This window comes from Cellulomonas sp. 73-92 (assembly GCF_001898175.1).
GTDB lineage: Bacteria > Actinomycetota > Actinomycetes > Actinomycetales > Cellulomonadaceae > Cellulomonas.
The window spans coordinates 59,546-77,475 of sequence record NZ_MKTH01000008.1 but is presented as its reverse complement, the minus strand read 5'-3'; the positions used below and the strand labels follow the sequence as shown (position 1 = coordinate 77,475).

Sequence of the window (17,930 nt, the reverse complement as noted above, 5' to 3'; positions counted from 1 at the left end):
ATCGCCGCGCATCTCACTGGGTCTGCATGAGCTGCGCCGTCATGGCGACCGGCCCTCGACTCGTAGCCGCGGAGCGCACCGAGAACTGGCAGGCGTTCGGTACGGCGTGGAGCTCGCGCCCGGTGCTGTCGTAGAGGGACGTCGCCACCGTGTAGTCGCCGTCGCCCAGCGCAAGGTGAGGCAGGTCGAGGACGAAACGGTGGTGCCCGCGCAACGGTTGCAGCTCGATCCCGAGCATGTCGTTGGTCGTCTGGAAGAGAACCGTGCCGATGGGCGTCGTGATGCCGACCCCGAGGGTCCAGTCGCGGACCTCCTCGTCGGCGACGATCTCCATCGCGATCGTCAGCTTCTCGCCCGGGCCGACGACCGGCCGCAACGACTGATCGGCGAGGGTTGTTGCGCCGACTCCGATGAAACGGGCATGAGGCACGTCGTCGGCTTGCTTTTCGCGCTGCCGCTCGAGGTCGGCGCGGCGCGTCTCGTCGAAGTCGGCACGCAGCACGCTGAGGGCATCCTGCGGCTCACCGTCGGCGACGACGCGGCCGTGCTCGAGCACGACGACGCGGTCGCAGAACTCTGCGACCTGGTCCATGCCGTGCGAGACGAGGATGATCGTCCGGCCTTCCTTCTGGAAGGTGCGGATGCGGTCGAGGCACTTGCGCTGGAAGGGCTCGTCGCCCACGGCCAGCACCTCGTCCACGAGCAGGATGTCCGGGTCGACGTGGACGGCGACGGCGAAGGCGAGGCGCACGTACATCCCCGACGAGTAGAACTTCACCTGGGTGTCGATGAAGTCGCCGATGCCGGAGAAGTCGACGATGGCGTCGAAGTTCCGGTCCGTGAACTCCCGTGAGAGGCCGAGGATGGAGGCGTTGAGGTAGACGTTCTCGCGGCCCGTGAGGTCGGGATGGAACCCGGCGCCGAGCTCGAGGAGCGCCGCCAGCCGCCCGCGGAGCAGCACCTCCCCGCTGGTCGGATGGATGATCCCGCCGATGGTCTTGAGCAGCGTGCTCTTGCCGGAGCCGTTGGGACCGACGAGCCCCACGGTGGAGCCGGCCGCGATGGAGAGGCTGACTCCGTCGAGCGCGCGGAACTCCTCCCGGTACCGGCGGGACTGCCTCGGGTTGAGGACGCGCTCCTTGAGCGACTTCTCCTTGTGGATGACGAAGTGCTTCGAGACGTTCCTGACCTCGATGACGTTGGGTGCGGTCGACATCACAGCTCCTGGGCGAAGTTGCCCTGCATCCGGGCAAAGACGCGTTGACTGATCCACAGGATCACCAGGGACGCGGCCAGGGCGGTCCCCAGCCTCGCCCCGAGATCGGCAGGGAAGGGCCGATCGCTTCCCGCGACCCAGAACACCCGCTGGAAGCCGAGAACGATGAGGGTCGCCGGGTTGGCGAGGTACAGCTCCTCGAGCAGGCGACCTCCGGCGCGTGACGCAGCGAGCGCGTTGCCGGCCATCTGCCACGAGTACACGACCGGCGACGCCCAGAACAGGATCATGAGGGCGACCTCGACGAGGTACTGCACGTCACGCAGGTAGACGTTCGTCGCGGACAGGAGCAGCGCCATCGCGGTGGCGAACACGTACAGCAACGCGAGCGAGAGCGGCAGGTACCACCACCGGGAGCCGGTGGGGAACTTCCCGGTGACGGCGGTCGCCGCGACCAGGATCGCCAGCTGGATGGCGAAGTTGATCGAGGCCGAGCCCACCACGCTCAGCGGGAACACCTCCCGCGGCAGGTAGATCTTCTTCACCAGGCCCGAGTTGTTGACGACGGACGACGTGCCGATCGAGATGATCTCGGAGTACAGCGTCCACGCGGTCAGCCCGGAGTAGATGAAGATCGCGAACGACGGGATGTTCTTCTCCGCGCCCATGAACTTGCCCAGCGCGATGTAGTAGATCAGCAGCAGGGCCAGTGGGCGGATGAGGCTCCAGACGAAGCCGAGCGCGCTGTCCTTGTACTTGGCGGTGAACTCGCGGTTCACAAGCAGGCCGAGCAGCTCGCGCCTCGAGGCGATGTCCCGCATGTTGGCGAGGGTGCCGCGGAACAAGGAGTAGGTCGGCTCGGCGGGTCTCAGCGGCTCCTGCGCGAGGCGTTCGGCGCGCTTCTGAGCGGTGGTGGTGCTCATCGATCCCCTCGACTGCGTGCGCGTTGCAGGTCCTGAGCGCGCGAACACTGCGTCGTAGCGTAACGGACCTAGGTCGAGATCCTGGCTGCCCCGGGCAGCACGGGGGGCCTGGCTAGGATCGCTGACGCGCCCGAGTTCCGGGACGAGAGCGGTCTTGGAGGGCGAATGACGGCGTCGCGACGAGCGTCTGACGAGGGGCGCACGGGCGTGGTGTCCGTCGTTCTCGTCAACTACAAGGGCGCCGACGACACGATCGCGTGCCTGCGCTCGTTGACGAGCCTCGACTGGCCCGCTGAGCGCCTCGAGATGGTGGTCGTCGACAACGCGTCGAGCGACGGCAGCGCGGCCCGCATCCGCGACGCGGTCCCCGGCGCCCTGGTGGTCGAGTCGCCGTCCAACACCGGCTTCGCCGGCGGCTGCAACCTCGGCGTGGCGCACGCCACGGGCGAGTACGTCGCCTTCCTCAACAACGACGCGCGAGCGGACCGCTCCTGGCTCACCGCAGCCGTGGCGACGTTGGAGTCCGACGACCGCTGCGGTGCGGTGGCCTGCAAGGTGCTCGACTGGGACGGCAAGCTCGTCGACTACGTCGGCGCCGCGCTCACCTGGTACGGCATGGGCTACAAGCCCCACGCCGAGCGGCCGGACTCGACCGACTTCGACCGGCCGAGGGACGTGCTCTTCGCGACCGGTGCGGCGATGGTGATGCGGGCCGGCGTCTACCGCGAGGTCGGCGGCTTCGACGAGCGGTTCTTCATGTTCTACGAGGACGTCGACCTCGGCTGGCGGCTCAACCTGCTCGGCTGGCGGGTGCGCTACGAGCCTCGCTCGATCGCGTTCCACAAGCACCACGCGACGATGGCCAAGTTCGGCAGCTTCCGCGAGCGCTACCTGCTCGAGCGCAACGCCCTCATGGCGATGTACAAGAACTACGACGACGAGACGTTGACCCACACCCTGCCGGCGGCGCTGATGCTCGCCGTGCGTCGCGCGCTGGCGATGAGCGGCACCGACTCGTCGGTGCTCGACCTCGAGCGGTCGCCGGGCGGCGACGACAAGCTCACGCTCGAGCTTGACAAGACAGCCTTGACCTCGACGTTCGCGATCGATGGGTTCGTCGGCCAGCTCTCGTCCCTGGAGGAGTCGCGTCGCGACATCCAGGCGCGTCGGCGCCGCTCGGACCGCGAGCTCTTCCCGCTCTTTCGCGACGCCTTCGAGCCGGCCTACGGCATGGCCTCCTACGTCAAGGCGCACGACGAGCTCGTCGACGCCTTCGGCATCGCGGAACACCTGACGGGCGGCCAGCGGATCCTCGTCGTCACGGGAGAGCCGCTGCTGGAGAAGATGGCGGGCCCCGCGATCCGCGCGTGGGAGATCGCCAAGGCGCTGGCCGACGAGCACGACGTGTGGCTCGTGTCGACCGGAGGCTGCCGCGTGTCGTCGGACACGTTCCGGGTGTCCTCCGAGTGGGGCGACGGGCTGAGCAAGGCGCTGGAGTGGGCCGACGTCATCGTCTTCCAGGGTCTCTTGCTCGAGGTCGCGCCCTGGCTCGCGGCGACGTCCAAGATCCTCGTCGCGGACCTCTACGACCCGATGCACCTCGAGCAGCTCGAGCAGGCGAAGGACCTGCCCCCGGGGGAGCGGGAGCTGGCGGTCGCCGACGCGACGCGGGTGCTGAACGAGACGATCGCGCGCGCGGACTTCATGCTGTGCGCCTCCGAGAAGCAGCGCGACTTCTGGCTGGGCCAGCTGGCGGGCCAGGGGCGGGTCAACCCCGCGGTGTACGACGAGGACCAGACGCTCGCGTCGCTGCTGGCAGTCGTGCCGTTCGGGGTCAGCGACGAGCCGCCGGTGCAGCGGCGGCACGCGATCCGAGGCGCCGTTCCCGGGATCGGCATGGACGACAAGGTGATCCTGTGGGGTGGCGGCCTCTACAACTGGTTCGACCCCTTGACGCTCGTCCGCGCGGTCGCGGCCCTCGATAGGAAGCACGATGACGTCCGCCTGTTCTTCCTCGGCATGTCGCACCCGAACCCCGGCGTGCCGAAGATGAGGGTTGCCTGGGAGACCCGGCAGCTCGCCGACGAGCTGGGTCTGACCGACCGCGTCGTCTTCTTCAACGAGGGCTGGGTGGCATACGACGAGCGGGCGGACTACCTCCTCGACGCCAACATCGGCGTCTCGACCCACTTCACGCACGTTGAGACGACGTTCAGCTTCCGGACGCGGATGCTCGACTACCTGTGGGCGTCGCTCCCGATCGTGGCGACCGAGGGTGACACGTTCGCGGATCTCATTGCGTCGCGCGGGCTGGGCAGGGTGGTGCCGGCGCGTGATGTCGACGAGTTGGCGGCCGCGCTGGAGGAGATGCTCTACGACCGGGCTGCCGCGCAGGCCGCGCGAGAGAATGTCACCGGCGTCGTCGCGCAGTTCCGTTGGAGCGCTGTGCTCCGACCTCTCGTGGCGTTCAGCCGGTCTCCGCGGCGCGCCGCCGATCTGCCCATCACGAGCGGTTCGCCCATGGCGACGGCCAGGGTGCGGCGACCGGTGCGTCGGCTCGGCCTGGTCGGTTCCGTGCGTCTGGCCGGGGCCTACTTCCGAGTGGGCGGGCTCCGAGAGGTGAGCCGGCGTGTGACGGGCCGGGTGAAGAGGCAACTGTCCGGACGCAGCTGAGGTGGTCAGACGTGGAGGATCTGCCCGATTCTCCGGAGTGCGGTGTTCTTCCAGAGGCCTGAGCGGGCGATGTCCGTGACGCGGGCCAGCTTGCCGCGGTTCTCCAGACCGGCGCACGTGGCCACCGCGGAAAGGTCCCGGGCGGAGAGGCGATCGCCGAACTGCGCGAGGAAGGCCGAGGCTTGGGCCGATGCCGCTCGCATCCGTGCCCGGGTCTCGTTGCCGTCGAGCGCGCGTCCCAGCAGGTAGCGGGCATCTCGCGCATCGACCGCACCGACGGCGTTGCCGCCGTGCTGCCGGTAGAGCAGGGTCGGCGCCTCGACGTACCCGATGCGACCGAAGGCCGCCGCGATGAGCGCCAGCCACCAGTCGTGCATCGCGACCCCGTCGAACGGTTCGCGCACCAGGTCGGCCAGCGCTCGGTTGATCATGACCGTGCACCCGGTGACGGAGTTCTGTACCAGGAGCCGCGCCAGCCGCGTCTCGTGGACGGGCAGCTTCTGGACGTGCGCCATCGAGGGTGATGTGATCCGCAGGGATTGGTCGACGACCGCGGCGTCGGTGTGGACGAGAACAGGCACCCCGGCGCCGACCGAGGCCTCGATCCGCTGCATCTCGGCCAGCGTGAGCGCCACCTTGTCTTCTCGCCAGACGTCGTCGTCGTCGGCGAGCATGACATATCGCCCGGTCGACCCGACGAGCATCTCGAGGAAGTTCTGGCTCGCGGAACCGCTGTTGGACGGCCGTTGGTTCACCACGATGCGGTGGGGGTGGTCCGCAGCGCGGCGCTGCGCGACGGCATAGGTGTCGTCCGCGGAGTTGTCGTCCCGGATTCGCAGCACCCAGTCGTGGCACGTCTGGGCGAGCACCGACTCGATCTGCGCATCGATGTAGGCGCCGCCCTGGTAGGCGGCCATCAGGATCTCGATCGTGGCGGGCGGTGTCACTTCTCGGGTGCCAGCGAACGCTCGAACTCCAGGGCGACTTCCCACCGCGGAAGCAGGCCTCCGGCGACGGCCTCCGCGAGAGACGGGGCAGCCGCGTCCTTGTCGGACAGCAGCGGCGTCAGGGGACCCCCGTCGCGCGCGGTCGTCGGCCACGTGATGCCGAGCGCGGGGTCCAGCGGGTTCACGCCGTGCTCGTGGCCCGGTGCGTAGGGCGCCGAGCACAGGTAGAGCACGGTCGAGCCGTCCTCCAGGGACATGAAGGCGTGCCCCAGCCCCTCCGACAGATAGATGGCGCGCCGGTCGGAGTCATCGAGCAGCACCGAGTCCCACTGACCGAACGTCGGAGAACCGACCCTGATGTCCACGACGACGTCCAGCACGGCGCCACGCGCACACGTGACGTACTTCGCCTGGCTCGGTGGCACGTCGGCGTAGTGCAGACCCCGGACGACGCCCGCCGCGGAGACGGACAGGTTCGCCTGGGCCACCGTCAGTCGGTGTCCGACCGTCTGCGCGAACGGCGCTCCCTGGAAGTACTCGAGGAAGACGCCCCGCGGGTCGGCGAACTGTCGTGGGGTGAACTCCCATGCTCCAGGTAGACGGAGTGCGCGGAACGTCATTCTCGGTCCTCTCCTGTCGGGCGGCGTCGGCCAGCCTAGCGAGGCGGATAGGCTGCCACGTCGGTCAACTGCAGCGGGAGGGCACATGCGCTGGCTCGTCGTCGGGTCCTACGGGATGCTCGGTCAAGACCTCATCGCACGGCTGAGCGCCGAAGGTGAAGTTGTGACGGCCGTCGACCGGGACACGCTCGACATCACCGACCCGGAGGCGGTCCTGGCCGCCGTGCCCGGCCACGACGTCGTGGCGAACTGCGCGGCCTTCACAGCCGTCGATCCCGCGGAGGAGCAGGAGGGCGCCGCGTTCGCGGTGAACGCTGTCGGAGCCGCGAACCTGGCGCGAGCAGCTGGCCGCACCGGTGCGCGGATGCTTCACATCTCCACCGACTACGTGTTCGATGGCGTCGCGTCGTCGCCCTACGCCGAGGACGCCCCGCCGGCACCCCGCTCTGCATACGGCCGCACCAAGGCCGCGGGGGAGTGGGCGGTGCGCGCCATGGCACCCCGGCACCTCATCGTGCGCACGGCATGGCTCTACGGCGCTCATGGCAACAGCTTCCCCAAGACCATCGCCCGTGTGGCCCGCGCGGGTGGGCCCCTCGCCGTCGTCACCGACCAGGTGGGGCAGCCGACCTGGACGGTCGACCTCGCCGACCTTGTCGTGCGACTGGTGCTCGACGGCGCGCCCTCGGGGACGTATCACGGCACCTCCTCGGGCGAGACGTCGTGGTACGAGTTCGCGCGGGCGGTCGTCACCGCCGCGGGGCTCGACGCCGCGATCGTCGGGGAGACCACGAGCACGGCCTTCGTCCGTCCGGCGCCGCGTCCGGCCTACTCGGTCCTCGGCCACGACGCGCTGACGGCGATCGGCGTTGCGCCGATCGGCCCTTGGCGCGAGCGGTGGGATGCCGCGGCGCCGCTCGTCATCGGCGAGGCTCAGCCCGCGGTGTAGCCCGTGCAGGCGAGCTTGGCCGCCGTTCCGGTGGCGGGATCGACGCCGAACAGGCAGACCGTGTGCGCGCCGGCCGGGGTAGCCAGCGGAATCGTGTAGCCGTGCGCCGCGCCGTCGCCGTAGACCGCGTCGACATCGGGCCGCAGGCCGGCGGCAAGGCCGTCGCCCGCCGGCGTGCCGTCGATGGTGAACCGGACGTCGATCGACATGGAGGTGTCGGGGTCGAAGGCCCACCCTGCAACGGTGAGCTGGCCGCCGGAGGCGGTTGCCCAGTCGATGACTCCCGTGGGGGCCCTGTTGGCGGCGTTGGCGGCGACCGTCACGGTCTTGCAGCCGAGGTCGGACTCGACGCCGGCGTTGGCGTCGACGCCGCGCACGCACGCCGTGTGAGTCCCGGGAGGGACGATGAAGGCGAACGTGTACCCGTGCAGGTCACCGTCGCCGTACGTCGCGGCGATGTCCGGCCTGGAGGCTGCGGCGATGATGTTTCCTGCGAGCACGCCATCGACGTACGCCCGGACCTGGATCGGGGCGGTGGTGTCCGGGTCGAGCGCCCAGCCCGTCGCGGTGGCTGTCGTGGTGTTCAGGGTGAGGTTCTCGACCGCGCCCCGGGCGAGGGCCCCCGGATCGGGACCGACGAAGGAGGCGCAGCCGATCTCGGGGTTCACGCCGCCCGTCGCATCGATCGCGTACGCGCAGAGGCGGTGCGGGCCGGGAGTCGTCGGGATCGTGATGCCGTAGCCGTGCAGCGGCCCCATGCCGTAGACGGCAGCGACGTCAGGCCGGGACAGGGCCGCGGTGGTGGCAGTGGTCCACGTGCCGTCGACGTAGAAGTGCACGGCGATCGACGCGGTGGTGTCGGGGTCGAAGGCCCAGCCGGTGACGGTGAGCTGACCTCCCGCCACCGTGGCGCTGTCGACCACGCCGATCGGTTGGCGGTTGACCACGTTCACCATCTGGCAGCCGATCTCAGGGGCGTAGGCGCCGGCGGTGTCGACGGCGTAGACGCACACCCGGTGGGGGCCGCCCGAGGCTGCCGCCGCGATCGAGTAGCCGTGCAGGTCACCGTCGCCGTAGACGGCCGCGACGTCGGGCCGCGAGATGTCGGTCCAGCTGGCGGCGACGTCGCGTCCGTCGACGTAGACGTGCACGACGATCGGCCCGGTGGTGTCAGGGTCGAACGCCCACCCCCGGACGGTCAGCTGACCGCCCGCGACCGTGGCGGAGTCGACCACCCCCAGCGGCGGGCGGTCGACGACCGTGACGGTCCGGCAGCCGATCTCAGGCGCGAAGAGTCCGGCCGAGTCGACCGCGTAGACGCACACCCGGTGGACCCCTGGGGCCGCCGGGGCGAAGATCGAATAGCCGTGCAGGTCGCCCTTCCTGTAGACGGCGGCGACGTCCGGACGGGAGATCGATGTCCAGGCTGCCGCTATGTCCCGGCCGTCGACGTAGACGTGGACGACGATCGGCGCGGTCGTGTCCGGGTCGAAGGCCCAGCCGTTGGCGGTGACACCCTGGTCGCTGGTCCACACCGAGTCCACCACGCCGATCGGCGCGCGCTGGGTCGTCGGACCGAACCAGTCGGTGAAATAGAGGTAGAAGTTGCGGTTCCCGTACGACGCGCACGCGTCGGAGGATGCTCCGTAGCCGGCGGCCAGCGCTGCGGCGTTCGGCTGGTACGGCGTGTAGTCGTAGAGGCCGGCGGTCGCCTGGTTCTGGATCAGCACCTGGGACGACCCGCACCCGGTCGTCGGTGAGTAGGCGATCGTGTTCACGACGCCTGCGCGGTAGCTGTATCGCGTCGGGTTGAGCGCGTAGTTCCGGAACTGCGACGCCGCCGAGTACACCTGGTTGAAGAAGCCGTAGTAGGTGCTGTCGCAAGCGGCCGAGTCCGGGCACCCGTAGCCCATGGCGCTCCGGTAGCGGCTGGCAAACAAGCCGCTGCCGGACGCGGTCACGAGGCCCTGCTCCTTCTGGAGGATGACGATGATCGCCTGCGGGTTGATGCCGCAGCTCTGGGCCACCTTGGCGATGATCGTTGCGGCGCTCTCGCCGGTCGCCCCGGCGTAGCCGCCCGGGCACCGGTCGGTGGCAGATCGCGTCGTGGTGTCCTGCCGGAAGTCCTTGAGGCAGGGAGTGCCGTCGCTACCGGGCTGGCACGTGGCGCCCTTCTGGCTGAGGAACACCTGGATGTCGGACGCCGACATCGTCGTCCAGTCGAAGAACACCGCGTCGCTGACGATGTCGCTGGGGTCGAAGTCAATGGCGTTGGCCGCGGCCTGTGCGGCGGGGACCGGAGCCACGGCGAAGAACGCAACTGACGTCACCACCGACGCGACCGCCGTGATGAGGGCGACTACTGCGCGGCGTGGCCTGGCATGCATCACGGCACCTCGACGGGCTGGGGCGCGGAGCTGCCGCGCGTGTGTGGCGATCCGTAGGAGACATCGGCATGCCAGGTCCCCTTGGAGAGGTCTTTCGCCGGAACGGTGAGGAGTCCGCAGGACGTCGAGCTGGCGTCGGCGTACGCCTGTCCGTCGACCTTCACGGTCGCAGAGCCGAGCGTCACCGTCAGTGTGCAGGTCCCGCCGTCCTCGACCACCGGGACGAACGAGCTGACCTCGATGGCCCGCGTCACGGAGTTCCACTGCGCCGAGGTGACCGTCACGGCAACCTGCGTGCGAGTGTCGCCGGGCGTCGCCGTCGGTGCCTCCACGGTCGGCCTTGGCGCCACGCTCGGCGTGACGACCGGCGACGGGACCGGTGATGCCGCAACCACGGACTGCGTCGGCATGGCCGCGGTGCTCGATCCCCCCGCAGTCGGATCGGTTGCCGCCGGGAGTGCGGCGGTGTGCGACGTGCACCCGGCCAGAAGGACGGCGAGTCCTCCGGCCACGGCGACGGTGCGCAACGTCGTGCGTCGCACGGGACCTCGCAATGCTGCTCTGGGGTGGGCGCTTCACGATAGACGGTGGCGCGTCCCGCCCCGGGGGACACGCCTGAGCGCACGTCGGATCAGGTGAGCCTCGGCGGGCCCGGGAGCGGCCTCGAGAAGATACGGGCCCGAGCGGGCCGAAACGGTACCGTCGGTGTCCGTGCACACACAGATGGCAGCGCCGAGCGGGAGCGTCGATTCCGGGACATCCCCCGACCTGCTCACCGGCGCGCCGCGGCCGTGGTTCCGTCGTGTCGCCGCGGTGGCCGCGGGTGCACTCGCAGGTGGGACCGCCGCGTGGCTCGTCGAGGCCCAGGTGCTGCGTGGGCTGCCGGCCTTGGCCGTCATGGTCGTGGCCGGGCTGGCGGTGCCCACGTCTCGGGAGCTGGCGCGCCGGGTGCTCATCGCGGGCTGCGTGTTCCTGGGGTGGGTCCCCGTCACGTGGTGGTGGCGACTGCCCGTCGGTGGGGTGGGCCATTTCGGGGTGATCCTCGGTGTCGTGATCGGCGTTCTCGTCGGCTGGGTCGTCTGGCGCAGCACGCTCGATCGGGTGCGGCTGCTGTGGCCCCGCCTGCGCGGCACGGATGCCGTGCTGGCCGCGGCCGCCGCGGGGGCACTCTGGATCTACCAGCCCGGCCTTCAGTCCGTGTCGGCGGCGGGAGAGCTCACGCGGTTCTTCGCGGGCTGGGACAACGTGGCCCACTACAACATGACGGAGATGATCCGGCGGTTCGGGGTCATGGTGATCCACGCGCCCACGGGAGCTCTCGGCGAGTGGACCTACGGTCCTTATCCGCAGGGCTTCCACGCCGTGGCGGCCACGGTCATGGAAGGTCTCGCGGGCGTGGGGGCCGCAGACGTCGCCACCGACCTCGTCGCCTACGGGCGCGCGATGACGATCGTCCTCGTCGGTGCCCTGGTCACCGTCGTCGCCGGGATCTGCTCGCTGCCGGCACTTCGTCGCCGTCCGTTGCTCGCCCTGCCCATCGCCACGTTCGCCGTCGTCACCTTCGGGCTGGGCCCCGGAGGGCTCCTGGTGCACGACGGCTTCCCCAACTTCTACCTCGCGGTCGCGATGCTGTGCTGCCTCCCCCTGATCGGCCTTCAGATGAGCAAACCGGGCAGTGTCGGTCTGCTCGTCGCGATGGTGGGGGCAGTCCTTGGCGTCGCCCACAACTGGTCGCTGCTGCTGGTCATGGGTGTGTTCGGGGCCGGCGTCGCCCTCCTGCCCCTGCGGCGTTCTCGATGGCCGCGGTTGTGGTCGGAGTGGGCACGCGCACTGGTGCCCGTCGTCGCGGGTCTCCTGTGGCTCGGCGTCGCCTGGTCGATGCTGCGACAGAACCCGCCGTTGAGCGACATCCTCCAGATCCCGGGTGGCATCACCCAGGTGCCGTTCAGCGTCTTCGTTCTCACCGGAGCCCTCGCCCTGGCCGCGTGCGGCCTCGGGCTGGCGCACCTCCGCAACCCGCGAGGTGCGGCGCATCGCGACGACGTGCTGCGGCTGGGTGCCCTCGGCTGCGTCCCCTTGGTGGGGCTCGTCGTGTCGGGCCTCATCGCGTGGGCACAGATCCGGCAGTCCGGCGACGTGGGGTACTACTTCTGGAAGTTCGCCATCGCGACCCAGATCGTGTCGGCGATCGTGCTGTGCTGCGCCGTGGCCGTCCTGGCGCCGGGGTTCGGGGTTCGACGGGGCTGGTCGACCAGGCGCGTCGGGACGTCGGCCGTCGCCGCCGTCGTGTCGGTGGCGCTGACGGCAGGGGTGGCCCAGGCCTACGGCACCCCGCACAAGTTCCCGAGCTCGATCGGCGGTGTGATCGCCCCCGGTATCTCGGCTCGAGCCGACTTCCTGGCGATCGGTGCTGCACCGCTCCCCGAAGCGGCGACGCTCGTAGCGGCGGCACGTGCCGACGACGGACGTGCCGTTCCCGTGGTCTACGCCGTCCCCTCGTCGTCGCCACGCGTCGCCTGGTTCCTGCTGTCCCAGTGGTACTACGCCCTGACGGGCCGCTGGACCGTGACCGACGACGCTCTGATGCGGACCGTGAAGACGCCCGCCCAGATGACCGACGCCGACTTCGCTGCGCTGGTCAGGGACGCGGTGCTCAACGAGCCCGAGGCGGTCGTCGTGGTCCCGCCGGGCTCGGCGGACGGTGTACGGCGGTTGCTGGAGCCGGATGGGTTGTCGGATCGCGTCCTCTCCTGGTGACCCGCCGCCGGTGATGGTCCCCAGCGGTCGGTATCCTCGCGGGGGTCGGGCGACCGCCGCGGCCATGACGGTGAGGAGCGACGGGTCGATGTCCACTACGCGCCACGAGGTTCTGGCGCTGCCGAGCGCACCTCGAACATGGGCAGTGTGGTACCGCCGATGGACTCGGCCGAGCCGGGTCCCGCTCCTGCGGCAGGTGGCCTACGGGCTGGCCGGCTATGCCGTGATGTTCGCCGGGCTCGTCGCGCTGCGGATCAACGGTTCGTCGATGGGGCTGCTGTACTCGCAGTTCTTCTCCGGCGCGGATCCGCACCTCCTCGCCGGCACCGAACGACCGATCCGCAGCGACGAGTGGCTCGTCGCGAATCCGCTCATCATCTCGCAGGTGAAGCAGGGGCTGCCGCGCATGAGCGAGGTCCTGCCCGGCGGCTTCGACGCGTCGATCGTGTGGGACCTGCCCACTCGCGACTGGTCGGTGCTGCTCCGCCCGCACGAGTGGGGCTTCTTCGTCCTACCGCTGGACTACGCCTACGCGTTCCGGTGGTGGTTGCCCCTGTTCGTCGCGGCTGCGGCCGTGTTCGTCCTGGCCTGCCTGCTCTGGCGTCGGACCATCGCATCGTGGTTGGTGGCCGGTGCCTTCGTGGTCTCGCCGTTCTTCCAGTGGTGGTTCGGCTCGGGGAGCTTCTGGCCGCCGGCGGCCGCCGCGGCTGCCGCCGGCGCGATGGTGGTGCTGCTGCGGGCGCCGCGTCGATGGATGCGGTGGGCGGCGGCAGCGGTTGCGGGGTACCTCGTGGCGGTGGCGGTGATCGCGCTCTACCCGCCCTACCTCATCCCCTGCTTCTACCCGGCGATCGGCTTCTGCGTCGGCTGGTTCGCCACGCGCAGCTCGACCGAGCTGGCGTGGTCGGCGCGCTGGCGGCGCCTGATCCCGCTGGGCGTCGCCGCGGTGGCCGCGGGCGTGGCGGCCGGGGCGTTCCTGCTGACCCACGCGGCGGCAGTCAACGCCGTCACCTCGACGGTGTACCCGGGGCAGCGCCTGACGCCTCCCGGTCGGGCCGACGAGTTCCCCTGGACGCCGATGTACGCGGGCGTCTTCTCGTCGGCGCTCCGCGGGATCGTCACCGGGTTCGCCGCGAACGCCTCGGAGGGGTCGAGCTTCATCTTCTTCGGTCTGTACCTGGTGGCGTCCGCCGGATGGCTGGTGTGGCGCCAGTGGCGACGGCGGCGCGAGATGGACTGGGCGCTCGTCGGCGTGCTCGCTTCCTTCGCGTTGCTGGCCGCCTACACGTATGTGCCCGGCTGGGGTCCGCTGGCCCACCTCCTGCTGCTGGACCGGGTCGAGATGCCCCGGATCGTCATCGGGTACGGGGTCGCCTCGATCATCCTGCTGGTGCTCGTCGTCGGGCGTCTTCGGACCGATCCGCCGGGCCGCATCCCGTGGTGGACCACCGCCGTCGCGGTGCTCCTGGTGGTGGGCAACCACCTGGCCGTGTGGCACCGTGTCCGCACCGCGGCACCGTTGGTCCTGGTCACCGCGCTGTGGTGGATTCCCGCCCTTGTCCTGCTCGCGCTAGCAACGGCGATGTTCTCCCGCGGTCGTGCGACCGTGCCGGCACTGCTGTCCGCCATCGTCGGTCTCGTGGCCGCCGGCTGGGTCAACCCCGTGTACCAGGGGGTCCTCGACCTGCGCTCGACGGACATCGGTCAGGCGATCGAACGGACCGATGCCCAGGCGCCCGGTGCTTGGGTCGCTGTCGGGGGACTGGGGGCGACCTCCGTGCTGCGGGAGACCGGCGTGGAGTCCTACAGCGGGGTCCAGGCGTGGCCCACGGCATCGATGTGGGACGCGCTGGACCCGGACAAGTCCGACCTGACCACGTGGGACCGCTACGCGCACGTCAACTGGGTCGCCGACCTTGGCGCGCCTCCGATCACGCTCGCGCACCTGGATGTCGTCCAGGTGCGCCTGGACTCGTGCGACACCTTCGCCCAGACACACCTGTCCCACGTCCTGTCCGAGGGACCCGCCGCCCAGCCGTGCCTCGCGGAGCGTGCCCGGATCCCGTCGGGCGGTGTCACGTACTACATCTATGACGTCGTGCGTGCGCCCTGACCCGGCGCGAACCGGTCAGGCCGGATCGGAGCTCGACGACGCCTCGCGGGTCGGCCCGGATGCCTCGACGTGGTGCTCGACCTCGAAGCGCAGCAGAGACAGCTCCTCGGCGATCGTGCGCGTCTCCTCCTCGAGACCCGAGACTTCGACGGACAGCTGGATGCACACGAGGAGCAGGACGACGAAGGCCACGGCGAAGACCAGGTTGACCGGCGTCTCGACGCCGACGAGCGCCGCCAGCCAGACCGCAAGCCGAGGGAAGACCCCGAGCACGACGACGGCCAGCGCGAGCACGATCCACACCGCCGCGTACTTCTCGCGCATGCGCCGTCGGCGCATGAGGAGAAAGAGCATCACCAGGACGATGACCGTCAGGGCGAGGGCGAACACGTAGCCGCTCATGCAGTGCCTTCATGGGTGATGGGGGCCGTTGCCGGTCGAGAGAGCGCGATGAGCAGCGCCAGGATGGCGCGACCGAGAAAGACCGCGGCGCGGAACGGTCGGTGCGAGGGGCGGCCGCCTGCTCGCTCGCGCATCGTCACGGCCACCTGGCGAACGCGCAGGCCGGCGCGCGCCGCGACGACCAGCGACTCGACCGTGTCACCGAGGTACTCGGCCGGGTAGTCCGCGGCGAAGAGGGCGATCGCCGCAGGGCCGCACGCCTTGAAGCCGGATGTGGTGTCCGTGAGGCGCGTCCGGGTCACGCGCGACAGGACGGTCGACAGCAGCTTCATCGCCCACTGACGGGGACCGTGCACCTCGTAGTCGCCGGCGCCGGCGAAGCGCGAGCCGATCACGATGTCCGCACCCTCGTCGTCCATCGTGGCGAGAAGGCGACCGATCTGTGCCGGATCGTGCTGACCGTCGGCGTCCACCTGAATCGCGACATCGTGGCCGTGCCGCAGCGCGAACCGGTAACCGGTTCGCAGCGCGCCGCCGACCCCGAGGTTGATCGGCAGGTCGACGACCATGGCCCCGGCTTGACGCGCCGCCTCGCTCGTCCGGTCCGTCGAGCCGTCGTTGACGACGAGGATGCTCGCGTCAGGTGCGCAGCGGCGGACCTCGAGGACGGTGGCTCCCACCGTCTGCTCCTCGTTCCAGGCCGGCATGACGACGAGCACGCGCCGGGGCGACGGGTTGGGCATGCGGGCACTCTACCGAGGTGGTCGATGCGAGGGACGCGGCGTCGCCACCGGCGCGCACCGGTCTGGGGCGCGGTCAGCCGTTGGCCGCGCCCATGAGAGGATCACCTGTCCGAGTCCGTCCGGATCCGAGTAGGGCAACACCCATGAGTTCTCCGGCGCTGCCGGTCGTGACCCCGGAACGGGCACCTCGCCGGACGAACGCACTGGTCGATGGGTGGCGCTCGGCCAGCACCCGGTGGTCCTCGCCGCGTCGGAGCCCACTGCCGGTGCGCCGCCAGGTGGTGCTCGGCCTCGGGAGTCTCTCACTCCTCTTCACCGCCCTGGTCGCGTTGCGGATCAGCGGGTCGTCGATGGGGGTGCTCTACTCGCAGTTCTTCGGAGGCGCTGATCCCCGCCTCCTCGTGGGGAGGCCGTGGCCGATCCGCAGCGACGAGTGGCTCGTCTCGACGCCGCTCACCGTGTCCCAGGTCGACCAGGGACTGCCGCGCTTCAACGGGGTCCTTCCGGGCGGCTTCGACGCGTCGATCGTCTGGGACCTCCCGACGCGCGACTGGTCCGTGCTGCTCCGGCCCCACATGTGGGGCTTCTTCGTCCTGCCGCTCGACTACGCCTTCGCCTTCCGATGGTGGCTGCCGTTCTTCGTGATGACGGCCGCCGTCTTCGCCCTCGTGTGCGTGCTGTGGCGTCGGCCGTTCGCGGCGCTGGCCGTCGCCGGTGCCTTCGCCGTGTCACCGTTCTTCCAGTGGTGGTTCGGCGCGGGCAGCTTCTGGCCCCCCGCAGCCGCGGCGACCGCCTGCGCGGCGATGGTGGTGCTGCTGCGCAGCCGGCGGCGGTGGGAACGCTGGGCCGCGGCGGGGCTCACCGGCTACGTCGTCGCGGTCTCGGCGGTCTCGCTCTACCCGCCGTACCTCATCCCGTGCGTCTACCCCGCGGCGGCCTTCTGCATCGGATGGTTCGCCACGCGCAGCTCCTTCGCCGGGAGCTGGCGGCAACGGTGGGGTCGGCTGGTGCCGCTGGGAGTCGCGGCTGCCGCCGCCGGGCTGGCGGTCGTGGCATTCCTGACGACCCACCATGCCGCGGTGGACGCCGTCAACGCCACCGTCTACCCCGGTGCTCGGCGGGTGCCGACGGGGCAGTCTGCCGGCTTCCCGTGGACGGCGATGTACGCCGGGGTCTTCGCGTCAGCGCTGCACGGCGACATCAGAGGCTTCGCCCCCAATGCGTCGGAGGGCTCGAGCTTCGTGCTTCTCGGGCTGTATCTCCTGGCGTCCGCCGCGTGGCTCGTCTGGTCCCGATGGCGCCGGTTGCGCGAGGTCGACTGGGCGATCGTCGCGACGGTCGGTTCGCTCGTCCTGCTGCTCGCCTTCGTCTACGTGCCCGGGTGGGACCCGGTGGCCCATGTGCTCCTGCTCGACCGCGTGAACATGCCGCGCATCGTGATCGGGTTCGGGACGGTGTCGATCTTGCTGCTCGCACTGGTCGTGGGACGGCTGCGTGAGGGAGGCGGGTTGACGATTCCGTGGTGGACCACCGCAGGCGCCGTGGTGCTCGTCGTCGCCGATCACCTCGCGGTGTGGCACCGGGTGCGAGCTGCCGCCCCCGCCGTGCTGGCCAACGCCTTGGCCTGGGTGCCGATGCTGGTACTGCTCGCGTTCGCGCTCGCGATGTTCTCCCGAGGCCGCGCCACGGTTCCGGCCGTGCTGGTCGCGCTCGTCGGCCTCGTCGTCGCGGGCTGGGTGAACCCGCTCTACCAGGGAGTTCTCGACCTGCGGTCGACGAGTGTCGGGCAGGCGATCGAGAAGGCGGAGGCCGACGAGCCCGGCGCATGGGTCGCCGTCGGGCCCCTCGGTGCAACGGCGGTGCTACGGGAGACCGGTGTGGAGGCGTACAGCGGTGTGCAGGGCTGGCCGACGCAGGAGATGTGGGCGGAACTCGATCCCGATGGCAGCGACCGGACCATCTGGGACCGCTACGCCCACGTGAACTGGACGGCAGATCCGACGGCACCACCGCTCACCCTGGTCCAGGCGGACGTCGTCCAGGTCCGACTCGACTCATGCGACCCGTTCGCGCAGCAGCACCTCGCCCACGTGCTGAGCCAGCAGCCGCTCGACCAGCCCTGCCTGGCCGCACGTCAGACCGTGGCCCAGGGACCGGTCACGTACTACCTCTACGACGTCGTGCCCACGCGATGAGGCGG

Annotated in this window: 13 protein-coding genes; 5 read left to right on the top strand and 8 right to left on the bottom strand. The window is 70.3% G+C overall.

All coding sequences use genetic code 11. The annotated features are described in order from the left end of the window. Positions 1-13: 13 nt before the first annotated feature. Positions 14-1,216: an ABC transporter ATP-binding protein gene (locus tag BGO37_RS03835; RefSeq protein WP_291752458.1), complete on the bottom strand. Its 1,203-nt coding sequence runs from the start codon at positions 1,214-1,216 to the stop codon at positions 14-16. Next, on the bottom strand, positions 1,216-2,139 hold the full coding sequence (locus tag BGO37_RS03830; RefSeq protein WP_291752456.1) for an ABC transporter permease: 924 nt from the start codon (positions 2,137-2,139) through the stop codon (positions 1,216-1,218). The genes BGO37_RS03835 and BGO37_RS03830 overlap by 1 nt, the downstream gene beginning before the upstream one ends. 207 nt (positions 2,140-2,346) lie before the next feature. Between BGO37_RS03830 and BGO37_RS03825 the strand changes: the two genes are divergently transcribed. Continuing rightward, positions 2,347-4,812, top strand: a complete 2,466-nt coding sequence (locus tag BGO37_RS03825) for a glycosyltransferase (protein ID WP_291752454.1) — start codon at positions 2,347-2,349, stop codon at positions 4,810-4,812. 5 nt (positions 4,813-4,817) lie between these two features. Here BGO37_RS03825 and BGO37_RS03820 read toward each other — a convergent pair whose 3' ends face one another. Next, entirely contained in the window at positions 4,818-5,759 is a 942-nt protein-coding gene (locus BGO37_RS03820) for a glycosyltransferase family 2 protein (protein WP_291752451.1), read from the bottom strand. After that, entirely contained in the window at positions 5,756-6,379 is a 624-nt protein-coding gene (locus tag BGO37_RS03815) for a dTDP-4-dehydrorhamnose 3,5-epimerase family protein (protein ID WP_291752449.1), read from the bottom strand. The genes BGO37_RS03820 and BGO37_RS03815 overlap by 4 nt, the downstream gene beginning before the upstream one ends. Positions 6,380-6,464: 85 nt before the next feature. Between BGO37_RS03815 and rfbD the strand changes: the two genes are divergently transcribed. After that, positions 6,465-7,328: a dTDP-4-dehydrorhamnose reductase gene (gene rfbD / locus BGO37_RS03810; RefSeq protein WP_291752447.1), complete on the top strand. Its 864-nt coding sequence runs from the start codon at positions 6,465-6,467 to the stop codon at positions 7,326-7,328. Here rfbD and BGO37_RS03805 read toward each other — a convergent pair. Then, positions 7,313-9,715 carry a hypothetical protein gene (locus BGO37_RS03805; RefSeq protein WP_291752445.1) on the bottom strand — a complete coding sequence of 801 codons (2,403 nt, stop codon included), beginning with the start codon at positions 9,713-9,715 and terminating at the stop codon, positions 7,313-7,315. The two genes, rfbD and BGO37_RS03805, sit on opposite strands and share 16 nt — an antisense overlap. Further along, on the bottom strand, positions 9,715-9,969 hold the full coding sequence (locus BGO37_RS03800) for a hypothetical protein (RefSeq protein ID WP_291752442.1): 255 nt from the start codon (positions 9,967-9,969) through the stop codon (positions 9,715-9,717). The genes BGO37_RS03805 and BGO37_RS03800 overlap by 1 nt, the downstream gene beginning before the upstream one ends. Positions 9,970-10,426: 457 nt before the next feature. Here BGO37_RS03800 and BGO37_RS03795 point away from each other — a divergent pair, with 457 nt between their 5' ends. Next, a complete protein-coding gene (locus BGO37_RS03795; RefSeq protein ID WP_291752439.1) occupies positions 10,427-12,472 on the top strand; it encodes a hypothetical protein in 2,046 nt (681 codons plus the stop codon). Between the two features lie 196 nt (positions 12,473-12,668). Then, a complete protein-coding gene (locus tag BGO37_RS03790) occupies positions 12,669-14,585 on the top strand; it encodes a hypothetical protein (protein WP_291752438.1) in 1,917 nt (638 codons plus the stop codon). 15 nt (positions 14,586-14,600) lie between these two features. On the opposite strand, the gene BGO37_RS03785 is transcribed toward BGO37_RS03790, so the two are convergent. Both BGO37_RS03785 and BGO37_RS03780 read right to left on the bottom strand, forming a co-directional pair. Then, entirely contained in the window at positions 14,601-14,987 is a 387-nt protein-coding gene (locus tag BGO37_RS03785) for a DUF2304 domain-containing protein (protein WP_291752435.1), read from the bottom strand. Further along, on the bottom strand, positions 14,984-15,730 hold the full coding sequence (locus BGO37_RS03780) for a glycosyltransferase family 2 protein (RefSeq protein ID WP_291752433.1): 747 nt from the start codon (positions 15,728-15,730) through the stop codon (positions 14,984-14,986). The genes BGO37_RS03785 and BGO37_RS03780 overlap by 4 nt, the downstream gene beginning before the upstream one ends. A gap of 266 nt (positions 15,731-15,996) precedes the next feature. On the opposite strand from BGO37_RS03780, the gene BGO37_RS03775 reads away from it, so the two are divergent. Next, positions 15,997-17,925, top strand: coding sequence for a hypothetical protein (locus BGO37_RS03775; RefSeq protein WP_291752431.1), 1,929 nt, complete (start codon positions 15,997-15,999; stop codon positions 17,923-17,925). Positions 17,926-17,930 lie beyond the last annotated feature (5 nt).

What these genes read in the sequence shown, in the direction of transcription:
- BGO37_RS03835 (WP_291752458.1), bottom strand. Translation starts at nt 1,216, where the DNA reads ATGTCGACCGCACCCAACGTCATCGAGGTCAGGAACGTCTCGAAGCAC.
- BGO37_RS03830 (WP_291752456.1), bottom strand. Translation starts at nt 2,139, where the DNA reads ATGAGCACCACCACCGCTCAGAAGCGCGCCGAACGCCTCGCGCAGGAG.
- BGO37_RS03815 (WP_291752449.1), bottom strand. Translation starts at nt 6,379, where the DNA reads ATGACGTTCCGCGCACTCCGTCTACCTGGAGCATGGGAGTTCACCCCA.
- rfbD (WP_291752447.1), top strand. Translation starts at nt 6,465, where the DNA reads ATGCGCTGGCTCGTCGTCGGGTCCTACGGGATGCTCGGTCAAGACCTC.
- BGO37_RS03805 (WP_291752445.1), bottom strand. Translation starts at nt 9,715, where the DNA reads ATGCATGCCAGGCCACGCCGCGCAGTAGTCGCCCTCATCACGGCGGTC.
- BGO37_RS03785 (WP_291752435.1), bottom strand. Translation starts at nt 14,987, where the DNA reads ATGAGCGGCTACGTGTTCGCCCTCGCCCTGACGGTCATCGTCCTGGTG.
- BGO37_RS03780 (WP_291752433.1), bottom strand. Translation starts at nt 15,730, where the DNA reads ATGCCCAACCCGTCGCCCCGGCGCGTGCTCGTCGTCATGCCGGCCTGG.